Source organism: Micromonospora haikouensis, assembly GCF_000876225.1.
Taxonomy (GTDB): Bacteria; Actinomycetota; Actinomycetes; order Mycobacteriales; family Micromonosporaceae; genus Micromonospora; species Micromonospora haikouensis.
Genome location: NZ_JXSX01000001.1, coordinates 998463 through 1012803, shown reverse-complemented (window position 1 = coordinate 1012803; position 14341 = coordinate 998463). Strand labels below are relative to the sequence as shown.

Here is a 14341-nt window from a genome sequence, read left to right as displayed (position 1 = left end):
GGCTTCGCCGGCCGGGACGGTGCGGGCGTCGGTGACCTGCTGCGCGGGCTCGCGCCGCAGGTCCTCGGCCTGCTCGTGCGCCGGCACGGCCAGTTCGACGCCTGCGAGGACGCCGTGCAGGAGGCGCTGCTGGCCGCCGCGACCCGGTGGCCCGCCGACGGGGTGCCCGACAACCCCCGGGCGTGGCTGCTCACCGTGGCGACCCGCCGGCTCACCGACGCCTGGCGCAGCGAGCGCGCCCGCCGGGACCGCGAGGTCGCGGTGGCCCTCCGGGAGCCGGCGTACGCCGCGGCGGCCCCGCCGCCCGACGAGCAGCCGCCGACCGGCGACGACACCCTGCTGCTGCTCCTGCTCTGCTGCCACCCGGCGCTGAACCGGTCGGCGCAGGTCGCGCTGACCCTGCGCGCGGTCGGCGGGCTGACCACCGCCCAGATCGCCCGCGCCCACCTGGTGCCCGAGGCGACGATGAGCCAGCGCATCCGCCGGGCCAAACAGCGGATCGAGGCGGCCGGGGCCCGGTTCGTCCTGCCCTCGCCCGCCGAACGCGACGAGCGGATGCGCGCCGTGCTCCAGGTGCTCTACCTCGTGTTCAACGAGGGCTACACCGCGTCCAGCGGGCCGGACCTCCAGCGCGCCGAGCTGACCGCCGAGGCGATCCGGCTGACCCGGGAGCTGCGCCGGCTGCTGCCCGACGACGGCGAGGTCGCCGGGCTGCTGGCGCTGATGCTGCTCACCGACGCGCACCGGGATGCGCGCACCGGCCCCGACGGCGAGCTGGTGCCGCTGGCCGAGCAGGACCGCAGCCGATGGAACCGGGCCGCGATCACCGAGGGCACCGCCCTGGTGACCGAGGCGCTGACCTGGTCGCCGCCCGGGCCGTACCAGCTCCAGGCGGCCATCGCGGCGGTGCACGCCGAGGCCCCGACCGCCGCCGAGACGGACTGGCGGCAGATCGTGGCGCTCTACCGGCTGCTGGGCCGGCTCGCCCCGAACCCGATGGTCACCCTCAACGAGGCGGCGGCGGTGGCCATGGTGGACGGTCCGCGCGCCGGCCTGGCCCTGCTCGCCACGCTCGACGGCGACGGGCGCGTCGCCGGGCACCACCGGCTCGCCGCCGTGCGGGGTCACCTGCTGGAGCTGGCCGGGGACCCGGCCGCCGCCCGGGACGCGTACCGAGCGGCGGCCCGCGCCACCACCAGCCGCCCCGAACGCCGCTACCTGGAATCCCGCGCCACCCGCCTGCCCCACCCCCTCCCCACCCCCGCGCCCCCTCGCCCGCCTCGCCCGCCTCGCCCGCCTCGCCCCCCTCGCCCGCCTCGCCCCGGTGATCAAGAGAAAAGCGTCAAAGTTGATCTCCACGATGACGCAAACCTCTTGATCACCGAGCCGGGGTGGGTGGGTCAGCGGGGTTCTAGCGGTGGGCAGTGGGTGTTGGGGGCGGGAGACTTCAGCTCGGCCAGGTAGCGGTCGATCGTGGCGCCCATGCAGGGGCTGGTGGTGTAGCTGCCGTGCCCCCACCCCTCGTACGCGAGCAGGACGCCGCGCAGCTGGCGGGCGACGGCGGCGGCCCGGTCGAACTCGCTCACCGGGTCGTGCCGGGTGGCCGCCACCAGCACCGGCACGTCGGTGCGACCCCGGGGCCGGTGCTGCGGGTTGCCGACGGGTGCGCCGAGGCACAGGGCGAGCGCCTGCACCACCAGCGGATACCGGACGTCGGGGGCGAGCGCGGCGAGTCGGCGCAGGTGCCGGGCGTACTCGGCGTAGTCGTCGACGGGCAGGCTCCAGTCCTGGCAGAAGATGGCGAGCGGGTTCGCTGCGGTCGCTGATGTTCCTGGGCCGGCGGTGGCGGCGGCAGCGGCGGACGCCGGAGTCGCCGACCAGGAGGCGATGCGGCCGGCGAGCACCGCCCAGTCGGGGCCGTAGAGGTCGCGCTGGGCGCGGGCGGTCAGCGCGAACGGAGTCAGCGTCGCACCGGGTCGGGTCGGGTCGGGCAGCTCGCCCCGCTCGGCCCGGTCGAGCAGCTCCGCCCAGCGGGCCCGGACGTCCTGGCCGTGCAGGGCACACTCGGCGGCGCGGTCGCACCAGGCCACGAACTCGTCGAACGAGTCCTGCGCGGCGGCGGCCTGGCTGGCCAGGAACGGCCGCATCGGCAGGCTGTGGTCGATCACGCTCTCCAGCACCATGGCCCGCACCCGGTGCGGATACTCGTCGGCGTACTGCGCGCCGAGCAGCGTGCCGTAGGAGCTGCCGTGGAAGGTCAGCCGCTCCTCGCCGAAGGCGGCCCGGACGGCGTCGAGGTCGCGTACCGCGCTGCGGGTGTCGAGGTGGTCGAAGACGGGGCCGGTGCGGGCCCGGCAGTCGGCGCGCAGGGCCGCGTTGTCGCGTACGGTGGCGTCGAACTGCGCCTGGTCGGTGATCACCTGTGGGACCCGGGCGAGCAGGTCCGCCGCGCAGACCACCGGGTTGCTGCGGCCGACGCCGCGCGGGTCGAAGCTGACGATGTCGAAGCGGCGGCGCTGCTCGGCGCTGAACCGCACGCTCTCCACCACCTTCTGCACACCGGAGTCCCCCGGGCCGCCGGGCCCGAAGAACAGCACGCCGACCCGGGCGGCGGGGTCGGTCGCGGGCCGGCGGGCCAGGGCAAGATCGAACCTCGGGCCGGCCGGGTCGGCCCAGTCCACCGGCAGCGACAGGGTGCCGCACTCGGCGGAGCCGTCGGCGGGGCAGGGCACCCACCGGATCGGCCCGAACGCCGTCGACCCTGACGTCGGCCGTACCGTCGGCTCTGCTGCCGGATCGGCGCGGGCCGTGCCGGGCGTGCCGGCGAGGAAGGTGCCGACGACGGCCGCCGCCAGTGTCGCGCCGACGGCCCGCCGGAAGCCGGCGAGCGCTGGCCCGCCGGCTGCGGATTTGCGGGTACGCAGCATGAGATGCTGTCCTCTCCTCGAAGGAGCGTTGCGCTGAGAACTCGCCCACGGGCGAGGTGATGCTGCTTCACCTGGGTCGCCGAGTTGCCGCTCGGCGGCCCAGGGCCATCGCTGGTTGCCGCCGCTCAGTCGACGTCCCGCAGGACGCGCTCCAGCGCAGCCGTCCGGGTCGCCAGTTCGCCGAGCCGGGCGTCGATCGTGGCCAGGAGCCGCTCGTTGGTCTCCTGGGCCCGCGCCGACGCCTCGGCGAGCCGGCGGTAGTCGTCCTCGCGCCCGCCGGACAGCCTGGCCCGGCGGTTCTTGGACAGCTGCACGACCAGCACCGTGAAGACGGTGACGAGCAGGGTGAAGATGCCGGCCGCCCCGATCACCTCGGTCCAGTCGTGGCCGCTCATCCCGGTCATTCCCCCTCCTGTCCGGCCGCGTCCGGCGGGCTCAGCGTCTCGGCCGCCCGCCGGATGGCCTCGGGGGTGAGGGTGAACACGAACGGATTCACCTCGTAGAACTTCATTGCCCTCCCGTCCTCGGAAAGCTCCAGGCGCGCGGAGACCAGCCCGGCCGCCGCCAGCTTGCGCAGGTGGACCTGGAGCAGGGCCCGGCTGATGCCCAGCTCGCGTGCCAGCCGGCTGACGTAGGCGCGTTCCCTGGCCAGCGCGGCGACCACCCGGAGGCGGTGCGGGTTGGCCAGGGTCGCCAGCACCCGCAGGAGGTCGTCCCCGGTGGGCGGCTTGTCGCTCATAACCAACCCTTGCACATGCAAAGGAAAGTTAGCAGGGCTGGTCGCACGGTCACAAGTGGACAGCGGGAACCGGGGTGGATCTTGGAAGATCTCGGCCCCCAGAGGGGCCGTTCACTTCCCAGATCGCTCATGGCACGTCGCGGCGTCAGGCGTGGCAGTCCCGGGCCAGCTTCGGCGGGATGTCGACAAACGTCTCCCCCAGCCACTTCGCCGGGCTGGCCGCCTTCGCGCCCCCGTCGAGCTGCTTCGCGACGTCCGTGATCAGCTTCTCGATCTCCGGGTCCTCGGCGCGCGCCGCCTGCTTGCGTACGTCGCCGGCCAGCCCCGCGATGGTCCGCTTGAGCCGGTCGTTGAGCTCGTCGGGGGTGGTCTCCTTGTCCCGCGTGGCCTCGGCCGAGTCGGCGGCGAGCTTCTTGCTGCCGGCGAGGATCAGCCGGTCGACCTCCCCGCACACCTCGGCGGTGTTGGCGGCGGTCACGGCGGGCGTCGACGCGGACGGCGTCGAGCTGGCGGCGAACGGCTCGACGGAACCGGTCGGCCCGGTCGAGGCGTCGGCGGCGGGCGCGGTGGTGGCGGGCGCGGCTGCCGGGTCGTCGGTGGTGTCGTCGGACTGGCAGCCGGCGGCGAGTGCGAGCACGGCCACCAGGGCGGCGGCGCGGAGCGCGGTCACGGCAGGACGAGACATGTTCTCCCCGTTCGGTGGTGGACCGTCCCAGCATGCCGGCCGCCGTCGACCCCGGCACGTCGGCCCGCCGAGGTCACAGACGCAAGCGGGCACGAACGCGCGCGCCGGGCCGGCAACAGGGGCCGGCCCGGCGCGCGCGACGGGACGTACGACTCAGCTCTTGAATGCGTCCTTGATCTTCTCGCCGGCCTGCTTGAGGCTGGCCTTGGCCTGGTCGTTGCGGCCCTCGGCCTCCAGGCGCTCGTCGTCGGTGGCCCGGCCGGCGCCTTCCTTCAGCTTGCCGGCGGCGTCCTCGGACGCGTTGGCGATCTTGTCATCGAAACCCATCATGAACCTCCAACGTCCTGGTCACTGGGGTGGTGCGACACCCATCCAGTACCCCGACGCGGGCCGCCAAACCCTCAACTGACGCGGGCCGGCCGGAAGCGGCGCAGGCGGAGGCTGTTGGCGACGACGAAGACCGAGGAGAAGGCCATCGCCGCGCCCGCGATCATCGGGTTGAGCAGGCCGGCGGCGGCCAGCGGGAGGGCGGCCACGTTGTAGGCGAACGCCCAGAACAGGTTGCCCTTGATGATCGCCAACGTGCGGCGGGACAGCCGGATCGCGTCCACGGCGGCCGTCAGGTCGCCCCGGACGAGGGTCAGGTCGCTGGCCTCGATCGCCGCGTCGGTGCCGGTGCCCATGGCCAGGCCCAGGTCGGCCTGGGCGAGGGCGGCGGCGTCGTTGATCCCGTCGCCGATCATCGCCACGGTGCGGCCGTCGGCCTGGAGCTGCTTCACCACGTCGACCTTGTCGGCGGGCAGCACCTCGGCGGTCACCTCGTCGATGCCGACCTCGGCGGCCACCGCCCGCGCCACCGTGGCGTTGTCGCCGGTGAGCAGGATCGGCGTGAGGCCGAGGGCGCGCAGCCCGGCGACGGCCGCCGCGCTTGTCGGTTTCACCACGTCGGCCACCGCGAGGACCCCCCGGGCCCGGCCGTCCCAGCCGGCCAGCACCGCCGTCCGGCCGGCGGCCTCCGCGTCGGTCACCGCCCGCTCGACCTCATCCGGTACGTCGAGTCCGCGCTCCCGCAGCAGCCGGGGCCGCCCGACGGTCAGCTCGCGGCCGTCGACCGTGCCGGTGACGCCCAGCCCCTCCACGTTGGCGAAGCCGGTGACCGGGGCGAGCGGCCCCGCGTCGGCGGCACCGGCGGCCACGGCGCGGGCGATGGGGTGCTCGCTCGCGGCCTCCAGCGCCCCGGCGAGCCGGAGCACCTCTCCGGCGTCCTCGCCGTCGGCGGGCAGCGCGGCGACCAGGGTCATCCGGCCGGTGGTGACGGTGCCGGTCTTGTCCAGCACCACCGTGTCGACCTGCCGGGTGGATTCCAGCATCTCCGGGCCCTTGATCAGGATGCCGAGCTGCGCGCCGCGCCCGGTGCCGACCAGCAGGGCGGTCGGGGTGGCCAGGCCGAGGGCGCACGGGCAGGCGATGATCAGCACCGCCACGGCGGCGGTGAACGCGGCCGTCGGGCCCGCCCCCGCGCCGAGCCACCAGCCGAGGGTGCCGGCGGCGAGCGCGATCACGATCGGCACGAACACCCCGGAGATCCGGTCGGCCAGCCGCTGCACGGCCGCCTTGCCGGTCTGGGCCTGCTCGACGAGCCGCGCCATCTGGGCGAGCTGGGTGTCGCCGCCGACCCGGGTGGCGGTGACCACCAGCCGGCCCCCGGCGTTCACGGTCGCGCCGACGACGGTGTCGCCGGGGCCGACCTCGACCGGCACGGACTCGCCGGTGAGCATGCTGGCATCGACGGCCGAGGTGCCCTCGTCGACCACCCCGTCGGTGGCGATCTTCTCGCCGGGGCGGACCACGAACCGGTCCCCCACGGCGAGCCGGTCCACCGGGACCCGGGTCTCCACGCCGTCGCGCAGCACGGCGACGTCCCGCGCGCCCAGCTCCAGCAGGGCGCGCAGCGCGGCACCGGCGGTCCGCTTGGAGCGCGCCTCGAAGTAGCGGCCGGCGAGGATGAACACGGTCACCCCGGCCGCCGTCTCCAGGTAGATGTTGCCGGCCCCGTCGGTGCGGGTGATGTCGAACCGGAACGGGTGGGTCATCCCCGGCATGCCGGCGTCGCCGAGGAACAGCGCCCACAGCGACCAGGCGAACGCGGCCAGGGTGCCCAGCGACACGAGGGTGTCCATGGTGGCCGCGCCGTGCCGCAGGTTGATCAGGGCGGCCCGGTGGATCGGCAGGCCGCCGTAGACCACGACCGGGGCGGCCAGGGTCAGCGACAGCCACTGCCAGTAGTCGAACTGCCAGGCCGGGACCATGGCGAGGACGACCACCGGCACGGCCAGGGCCACGGACACCCACAGCCGGGTACGCAGCCCGCGCAGCTCGTCCACCGGCTCGGCAGCGGCCATGGCCGACTCGGGCGATGGCGAGGGCGACGGTGGGGGCGGCAGGGCGGCCGTGTAGCCGGTCTTGGTGACGGTGGCGATCAGGTCGTCGGGGGTGACGTCGTCGGCGTACGAGACGGTGGCCTTCTCGGTGGCGTAGTTGACCGTGGCGGTCACGCCGTCCATCCGGTTGAGCTTCTTCTCGATCCTCGCGGCGCAGGACGCGCAGGTCATGCCGCCGATCGCCAGCTCGATGCGGTTCGGTGCGACCGGTAGCGGTCGCGTGGGCGAGCTCATCGCTGCCTCCCGTCAGTCGTGCCCGTGCCCGGGGGCGCCGTGGTCGGCGTCGACGGTCGGGGTGCTGGTGGCGGCCGGTGTGCCGGTCGTCGTAGGTGTGCCGGTCGTCGTCGGTGCACCCGACGCGCCGGGACCGGCTCCGGCGGGGGTGCCGGCGACGACGGTGAACTCGGCGGTGCGCACCGTGTCGCCGTGCCGGAAGTCGAGGTAGAGCCGGTAGGTCCCGGCCGACGGGAACTCGGCGGAGAACGTGACCGCCGGCCCGGCCAGGGTCGCCCCGTCGCCTGGCGCGCCCTCCGGGTGCACGTGCAGGTACGCCAGGTCGCCCTGCCGCAGGGCCACCAGGTGCCCGTACGCGCCGAGGTAGGGCTGGAGGTCGGTGACCGGCGTGCCGTCCCGGCTGACGGTCAGGGTGAGCCGGCTGGCCCGGCCGGGCTGGGCCGTGCCGGCCAGGGTGACGGTGTAGCCGTCGACGGTCGTGGCGGCGGCGGGCGGTGGCAGCGGCCGGGCGTCGAGCGCGCCGGGGACGGTGACGTCGACGCCGAGGGTCAACGCCGGCCCGCCGGCCGGGGTGAAGTCGGCGAACGCCCGCCAGACGCCGGGGCCGGCGAGCGGGGACGCCACCCGCCAGGTGCCGTCCGGCCCCGCCTCGGGGTGGACGTGCCGGAAGCCGGAGAGGTCCCGCCGGGCGACGATCAGGTGCATCCGCTTGTCGTGCGCGACCTCGTAGCGGGTGACCGGCCGCCCGTCGGGGCCGGTGATCCGGAAGGCGAACTCGCCGGCCGGTGCGGCCAGCGGGGCGAGGGTGTAGCCCCGGTCGGAGACGAGCAGCCCGCCGGGCAGGTGGGCGGCCGGCGCGTCCCCGGCGTCGGCGTGGGTGGTGCCGTGGGCGGGGTCGTCGGCGTCGTGGCGGGTGTCGGCGGCCGGGGCGACGGGGCCGACCACCTGGCCGACCCCGTACGCCGCGCCGAACACCGCCGCCAGGCCGAGGGCGAAGCCGCTCAGCTTCGTCGCCGTGTTCATCGTGTGCCTCGGTTTCTCCGCAGGGGCGGCGTCACGCGTCGACGAGGGTGTATCCGGCCTCGTCGACGGCGGCGCGCACGGTTTCGGTGTCCAGCGGGTTGTCGCTGGTGACGGTGACCCGGCCGCCCTCCAGGTCCACCTTGACGTTGGTGACGCCGTCGATCGCGCCGACCTCGGTGACGACCGAGCCGGCGCAGTGCCCGCAGCTCATCCCCCGCACCTCGTACGTCGTGCTGACCATCGCTCTCTCCTTCCGCTGCACCTCACGTTACCCCCGGGGGGTAAACGCGAGGCGGACCACCGTCTCAGGAACGCCAGGAATACCGGGTGGGGGTATCCGACGCAGGGAACCGTACCATACCCCCGAGGGGTATGCTAATCTCGGTCGCATGACCGGACCCATGCCCGCCCCGACCCGGGGGTACACCGCCAGCAAGGACCAGTTGCTCGCGCGGCTCCGCCGCGTGGAGGGTCAGGTCCGCGGCATCGAGAAGATGGTCGACGAGGACCGCTACTGCATCGACGTGCTCACCCAGATCTCCGCGATCCAGGCGGCCCTGGACAAGGTCGCCCTCGGCCTGCTCGACGGGCACGCTCGGCACTGCCTGCACGAGGGCGCCGTCGAGGGCCGGGCCGACGAGATGGCCACCGAGATGATGGCCGCCGTCGGCCGCCTCATGAAACGCGGCTGACGCCCGCCCGGCCCACTGACGCCGCCCGCGCGGGGCGACTCGCGCCTGTCGGCTCGCGACTCGCCCCGCGCCGCTCGCGGCTCGCCCCGCGCGCCGACAGGCGCTTGATCGACTTCATGTCGGCGACATGGGGGCATCCCGAGCTGCGGACACCCCCACCTCGCCGGCATGACGCGTGGCGCGGCCCCGCCGTCCGATCCGGCCGTCAGAGCCGGCCGACGATCTTCCTCATCTGGTCGATCTCGCCCTGCTGGCTGGTGGCGATCTGCTGGGCCAGCGCCTTGGCCTCGGGGTTCGCCCCCGCGGCCAACTCCTCCCTCGCCATGGTGATCGCGCCCTCGTGGTGGGCGATCATCATGGTCAGGAACTGCCGGTCGAAGCCGACGCCGCGCGCGCCGGCCAGCTTCGTCATGTCCGCCTCGGACATCATCCCCGGCATCTCGTGGCCCATCTCCGGCATGCCGTGCCCGTGCCCCGGGGCAGGCGACGGGACCGGCCGGCCCCACCCCGTCAGCCAGCCGGTCATGGTGGCGATCTCCGGTGCCTGGGCGGCCTTGATCGCGGCGGCGAGCCGCTTGACCTCCGGGTCCGCGGCGCGGGTCTCGGCCAGCTCGGCCATCTCCACGGCCTGCCGGTGGTGCGGGATCATCATCTGGGCGAACATCACGTCGGCGTCGCCGAACGCGGCCGGCCCGCGCGTCGGAGTCCCGGCGGCGCTGGCACCGGCAGCGGTGGTGCCGGCGGCCGGCTGGTCGTGGCTGGGCGAGCCGTGGTCGGCGGAGCCGCAGGCGGCCAGGCCGAGGACGGCGGTCAGGGCCACGCCGGCAAGGGCGGCGCGGCGCGCGGTCGTACGAGTGGTCATGGCGAATCCTTCGGTCTCGGTCACGTACGAGGGCAGGACGGAGACACGGGTCACCGGCAGAGCCGGGCACCGCGCCGGGGCGTCCTACGTACGCGACACCGAGACCTCGGCCAGCCGAAGGCCGAGCGGGCGGGATGGCGGGGCGCGCGGCCCGGCGGACACGCCACCGGCCTGCCAGCCGGGCGGGCCGGGTGCCCGGGCACGGGTCAGCAGGAGCACGGCGACGAGCAGGGCCACCCCGAGCGCGCCGAGCACCGCCAGGCAGACGCTCCAACCGGACGGCCCGTCGGCGCGACCACCGTCCGGCAGCAGCCGGGCGGGCGCACACCCACCAGCCGGACAGCCGGCGCGGCCACCCAGGGTGACGGCGGCGACCATGCCGCCGACGGGGACGGCCATTCCACCGGCGAACGCCCAGAGCGCATCCGCGCCGCCGGCAAGCACCACGGGGACAGCGGGCGCCACGGAGCCGCCCATGCCGCCGGCAAGCGCCACGGGACCGCCCGTGCCGCCGACGAGTGCCACGGGACCGCCCGTGCCGTCGGCGAGCGCCACGGGGACAGCCGCGCCGTCGGCGAGCGTCGCTGGGGCCGGGTGGCCGTCGCGCGGTGTTGCCCCGTCGTGGCCGGCGTGGGTGCCGCCGGAGTGTGCGCCGTGGCCGAGGGTGTGCATGGCGGCGAGGCCGATCAGGGTGCAGAGCAGCAGCGCGAGGCGACCCCACCGCCCGCCCGTCACCGCCGTCGTCCCCACACCACCACGCTAGAGCCTCGCCCGGGGTCGACTCACCTCGCCTCGCGGATGCGGGCGCGGAATGTGACCCGGCACCGCAGGCGCGGAATGTGACCCGGCACCGCGGGCGCGGAATGTGACCCGGCACCGCGAGCCGGGCCGCGGCCCCGACCGCGATCAGCCGGGGGTGAGGCGGACCCGGCGGAGCAGTTGGGCGTTCAGCGCCACCACAATCGTGGACGCCGACATCAGGATCGCCCCGACCGCCGGGCTCAGCGCCACCCCCGCCCAGGCCAGCACCCCGGCGGCCAGCGGCAGGGCCACCACGTTGTAGCCGGCCGCCCAGGCCAGGTTCTGCACCATCTTGCGGTAGGACGCCCGGGAGAGCCGGGCCACCGCCGCCACCCCGCGCGGGTCGGACGAGGCGAGCACCACCCCGGCGGACTCGATCGCCACGTCCGTGCCGGCCCCGATGGCGATGCCCACGTCGGCGCGGGCCAGCGCCGGGGCGTCGTTGACCCCGTCGCCGACCATCGCCACCGTCAGCCCACGTCGTTGCAGCTCGGTGACCTTCCCGTCCTTGTCGGCCGGCAGCACCTCCGCGAAGACCTCGTCCACACCGGCACGGAAGCCGAGGTCGGCGGCGACCGCGTCCGCCACCGCCCGGGCGTCCCCGGTGATCATCGCGATGGTCCGGATGCCCTGGGCACGCAGCTCGGCGATCGCCTCGCGGGCCTCGGGGCGTACTTCGTCGGCGAGGGCGAGCGCGCCGAGCACCGTGCCGGGAAGGCGGACCAGGTGCAGCACGGCGGCCCCTCGCCCCGCCCAGTCGGCGGCGGCCTGCTCCAGCTCGGTGGGGAGGCCCACGCCCAGCTCGCGCAGCAGGGCCGGCCCGCCCACGGCGTACTCCGTGCCGTCGATCGTGGCCCGCACCCCACGGCCCGGCAGGGCGCGGAAGCCGGTGGCCGGTGCGGGGCCGCCGCGCTGTTCGGCGGCGGCGACGATCGCGCGGGCCAGCGGGTGCTCGCTGTCCGCCTCGACGCCGGCGGCCAGCCGCAGCAGCTCGTCCTCGCCGGTGCCCGCGACGGCCGCGACGCCGGTCACGGCGTGCTCGCCCCGGGTGAGGGTGCCGGTCTTGTCGAACAGCACCGCGTCGACGGTGCGCATCCGCTCCAGCGCGAGACGGTTCTTCACCAGGATGCCGGAGCGCGCCGCCACCGCCGTAGACAGCGCGATGACCAGCGGGATCGCGAGCCCCAGCGCGTGCGGGCAGGCGATGACCAGCACCGTGACGGTCCGCACGACGGCCTCGTCGGTGTCGCCGAGGAGGGACCAGACCACGACCGTCACCACGGCGGTGGCGGTGGCGACGTAGAACAGCCAGGCCGCGAAGCGGTCCGCGAGCACCTGGGCCCGGCCGCTGGAGCGCTGGGCCTCGGCGACCATGCGCTGGATGCCGGCGAGGGTGGTCTCCTCGCCGGTGGCCTGCACCTCGACCCGGAGCGCGGAGTCCGTGGCCACCGTGCCCGCCACCACCCGGTCGCCGACCGACCGGGCGACCGGGCGGGACTCGCCCGTGATCATGGATTCGTCCAGCTCGGCGGCTCCGTCGACGACCCGGCCGTCGGCCGGCACCCGACCGCCGGGCCGGACCAGCAGCACGTCGCCGACGTGCAGCGCGGCCACGGGGACCCGCTCGGTGCCGCCGTCGGGCCCGACCCGCTCCGCGTCGTCGGGCAGCAGCGCGGCCAGCGCCGCGAGGGCGCCCCGGGCCTGGCCGATCGCCTTCATCTCCTGCCAGTGCCCGAGCAGCATGATGGTGACCAGCGCCGCCAGCTCCCACCAGAAGTCCAGGTCGAACGCGCCGGCGCTGGTGGCCAGCGACGCGGCGTACGCCACGCTGATCGCCATCGCGATGAGCAGCATCATCCCGGGTGCCCGGTCGCGCAGCTCCCGGACCGCGCCGACCAGGAACGGCCACCCGCCCCACCAGAAGACGGCCGAGCCGAGCACCGGGCCGACCAGGGCCCGGCCGGGAAACTCCAGCGAGTAGCCGAACCAGTCCATCACCATGTGGCTGGTGACGACGATCGGCAGGGTCAGCGCGAGGCAGACCCAGAACCGGCGGCGGAACATCTCCGGGTCGTGCCCGGCGTGCTTGTCGTGCCCGCCGTGTCCGGCGTGCTCGTCGTGGGCCATGTCTCCAACATGCCCTGCCGGCCGTCGAATCGGCAGGATGTCGGCCAGATGGCGGTATCAGGGCGGCCGGAACACCGCCATGTCGCCGACATGGTGTCGGCCGACCTGCGTTCGCAGGTGAGGGTGGCTACGATTCCGGGCGATGGGACGTGGGATCCCGCTCCGGGCGGTCCGCAGGGCGGAGACCGGGCCGCCGGTGGGGCGGGGCTTCGGGCGACCCGCGGGACGGGCAGGTCCTCCGGCGGCCGGCCCGGTGCGGTCGTCCGGGCAGCCGGCCCGGATCGATCGCCCGCGACGCTGAACCGTCCGGGCCGCCGAGCCGTATCCCGCGCTGACACCGTTTGGAGATCGTCGATGGGCGCCGACCACAACCGACCCGCTCCGCCCACCCCACCGGGGGTGCGGCGGGTCCTCGTCGCGACCGTGGTGCCCCTCTTCGTGCTCACCGTGATCGCGGCGGTCGTCCTGTGGCCCCGCGACGGCGGTCCCGAGGTCGACGGCGGTTCGCCGGTGCCCCGCTATCACGGCACGGTGACCCGGGTGGTCACCGAGGAGTGCCCGCCGCAGCCGGAGACGCCGGAGGGCGGCGGGCCGGGCGTCGCGGACGGCCCGTGCGGCACGGTGACCGTCCGGGTGGAGCAGGGGCCCGACGCCGGGCAGCAGGTCGAGACGCCGATCCCGACCGGCCCCGGCGCGCCCACCGTAGCCGTCGACGACCGGATCGTGCTGGTGAAGCTGACCGACCCGGCCGACCCGGCGGCGAGCACCTACAACATCGCCGAGCACCAGCGCGGCGCCCCGCTGATCTGGCTGGCGGTGGTGTTCGCGCTGGCGATCGTCGCGTTCGGCCGCTGGCGGGGGGTGGCCGCCCTGGCCGGGCTCGCCGCCACCTTCGCCATCCTGCTGACCTTCGTGCTGCCCGGCATCGGCGCGGGCGGGTCGCCGCTGCCGATCGCCGTCGTCGGCTCCGCGTTGATCATGTTCGTGGTGTTGTACCTCACCCACGGGGTCACCGCGCAGACGTCGGTGGCCGTCCTCGGCACCCTGGGCAGCCTGGTGCTCACCGGCCTGCTGGGCACCCTGGCCACGGCGGCCACCCACCTCACCGGGTACGGCAGCGAGGACGCCACCACCCTGTCGATGTTCCGGGGCGACGTGGACCTGCACGGCCTGCTCCTGGCCGGCATCATCATCGGTTCGCTCGGGGTGCTCGACGACGTCACCGTGACCCAGGCGGCCACGGTCACCGAGCTGGCGCACGCCAACCCGGGGCTGTCCCGGTTGCAGCTCTACCGGGCGGCCACCCGCGTCGGCCGGGCGCACATCGCCTCCACGGTCAACACGATCGTGCTGGCGTACGCGGGCGCGTCGCTGCCGCTGCTGCTCCTGCTCACCGCCGACTCCCGCCCCGTGACCGAGATCCTGACCAGCGAGTTCCTCGCCCAGGAGATCGTCCGCAGCGCGGTCGCCACGCTGGGCCTGATCGCCGCCGTGCCGCTCACCACCGGGCTGGCCGCCGTGGTCACCGCAGCGGGGCGCACGGCGGCGGGACACACGGCTGAGGGGCACACCGCTGAGGGGCACACCGCCGCGTCCCGGCCCGGCCCGGCGGACGGCGGGGACGTGCCGGCGGCGCGTACCCCCGGGGGCGGGCGGCGGACCGCGGACCGCAATCTCGCGCTGGAGGCGCTCGGCGGCGGCCGGGCGGCCGAGGGGTTCCCCGACGACCACGCCCCCACCCACCCCCCGGCCGGACGGCCGCACCGAGAAGGAGGCACGGACACCGCATGGTGACACTTCACAGCGTGAC

At 75.3% G+C, this 14341-nt stretch carries 13 protein-coding genes and 1 pseudogene; 3 read left to right on the top strand and 11 right to left on the bottom strand.

The features are described from left to right. Positions 1 to 36 precede the first annotated feature (36 nt). Positions 37 to 1242, top strand: a pseudogene (locus TK50_RS04630) (RNA polymerase sigma factor); the annotation flags it as partial. 158 nt (positions 1243 to 1400) lie between these two features. Here TK50_RS04630 and TK50_RS04625 read toward each other — a convergent pair. The 8 genes from TK50_RS04625 to TK50_RS04590 all read right to left on the bottom strand — a co-directional run bounded on the left by TK50_RS04625 (position 1401) and on the right by TK50_RS04590 (position 8290). Beyond that, the gene (locus TK50_RS04625; protein WP_082106162.1) at positions 1401 to 2927 is read right to left on the bottom strand and encodes an alpha/beta fold hydrolase; all 1527 of its coding nucleotides are present in this window, start codon (positions 2925 to 2927) and stop codon (positions 1401 to 1403) included. A gap of 125 nt (positions 2928 to 3052) precedes the next feature. After that, positions 3053 to 3331, bottom strand: coding sequence for a hypothetical protein (locus TK50_RS04620; protein WP_052503604.1), 279 nt, complete (start codon positions 3329 to 3331; stop codon positions 3053 to 3055). After that, positions 3328 to 3666 carry an ArsR/SmtB family transcription factor gene (locus TK50_RS04615; protein WP_043961624.1) on the bottom strand — a complete coding sequence of 113 codons (339 nt, stop codon included), beginning with the start codon at positions 3664 to 3666 and terminating at the stop codon, positions 3328 to 3330. The genes TK50_RS04620 and TK50_RS04615 overlap by 4 nt, the downstream gene beginning before the upstream one ends. Before the next feature lie 145 nt (positions 3667 to 3811). Then, positions 3812 to 4336 (bottom strand): hypothetical protein, encoded by a 525-nt coding sequence (locus tag TK50_RS04610; RefSeq protein WP_043961623.1) that lies wholly within the window; start codon positions 4334 to 4336, stop codon positions 3812 to 3814. A gap of 168 nt (positions 4337 to 4504) precedes the next feature. Then, positions 4505 to 4678 carry a CsbD family protein gene (locus TK50_RS04605; protein WP_043961622.1) on the bottom strand — a complete coding sequence of 58 codons (174 nt, stop codon included), beginning with the start codon at positions 4676 to 4678 and terminating at the stop codon, positions 4505 to 4507. A 74-nt stretch (positions 4679 to 4752) separates the two neighbouring features. Continuing rightward, positions 4753 to 7026, bottom strand: coding sequence for a heavy metal translocating P-type ATPase (locus TK50_RS04600; RefSeq protein WP_043961621.1), 2274 nt, complete (start codon positions 7024 to 7026; stop codon positions 4753 to 4755). A gap of 12 nt (positions 7027 to 7038) precedes the next feature. Beyond that, positions 7039 to 8049 carry a hypothetical protein gene (locus TK50_RS04595; RefSeq protein WP_043961620.1) on the bottom strand — a complete coding sequence of 337 codons (1011 nt, stop codon included), beginning with the start codon at positions 8047 to 8049 and terminating at the stop codon, positions 7039 to 7041. Between the two features lie 31 nt (positions 8050 to 8080). Continuing rightward, positions 8081 to 8290 carry a heavy-metal-associated domain-containing protein gene (locus TK50_RS04590; protein ID WP_043961619.1) on the bottom strand — a complete coding sequence of 70 codons (210 nt, stop codon included), beginning with the start codon at positions 8288 to 8290 and terminating at the stop codon, positions 8081 to 8083. Between the two features lie 148 nt (positions 8291 to 8438). On the opposite strand from TK50_RS04590, the gene TK50_RS04585 reads away from it, so the two are divergent. Beyond that, positions 8439 to 8741 carry a metal-sensitive transcriptional regulator gene (locus TK50_RS04585; RefSeq protein ID WP_043961618.1) on the top strand — a complete coding sequence of 101 codons (303 nt, stop codon included), beginning with the start codon at positions 8439 to 8441 and terminating at the stop codon, positions 8739 to 8741. 205 nt (positions 8742 to 8946) lie between these two features. Here TK50_RS04585 and TK50_RS04580 read toward each other — a convergent pair whose 3' ends face one another. The 3 genes from TK50_RS04580 to TK50_RS04570 form a co-directional block, all read right to left on the bottom strand. Then, a complete protein-coding gene (locus tag TK50_RS04580; protein WP_043961617.1) occupies positions 8947 to 9603 on the bottom strand; it encodes a DUF305 domain-containing protein in 657 nt (218 codons plus the stop codon). Between the two features lie 84 nt (positions 9604 to 9687). After that, positions 9688 to 10353: a hypothetical protein gene (locus TK50_RS04575; protein ID WP_144420157.1), complete on the bottom strand. Its 666-nt coding sequence runs from the start codon at positions 10351 to 10353 to the stop codon at positions 9688 to 9690. Between the two features lie 156 nt (positions 10354 to 10509). After that, positions 10510 to 12531, bottom strand: coding sequence for a heavy metal translocating P-type ATPase (locus tag TK50_RS04570; protein ID WP_043961615.1), 2022 nt, complete (start codon positions 12529 to 12531; stop codon positions 10510 to 10512). Between the two features lie 354 nt (positions 12532 to 12885). On the opposite strand from TK50_RS04570, the gene TK50_RS04565 reads away from it, so the two are divergent. Then, entirely contained in the window at positions 12886 to 14325 is a 1440-nt protein-coding gene (locus TK50_RS04565) for a YibE/F family protein (protein ID WP_043961614.1), read from the top strand. The last annotated feature ends 16 nt before the right edge of the window (positions 14326 to 14341 follow it).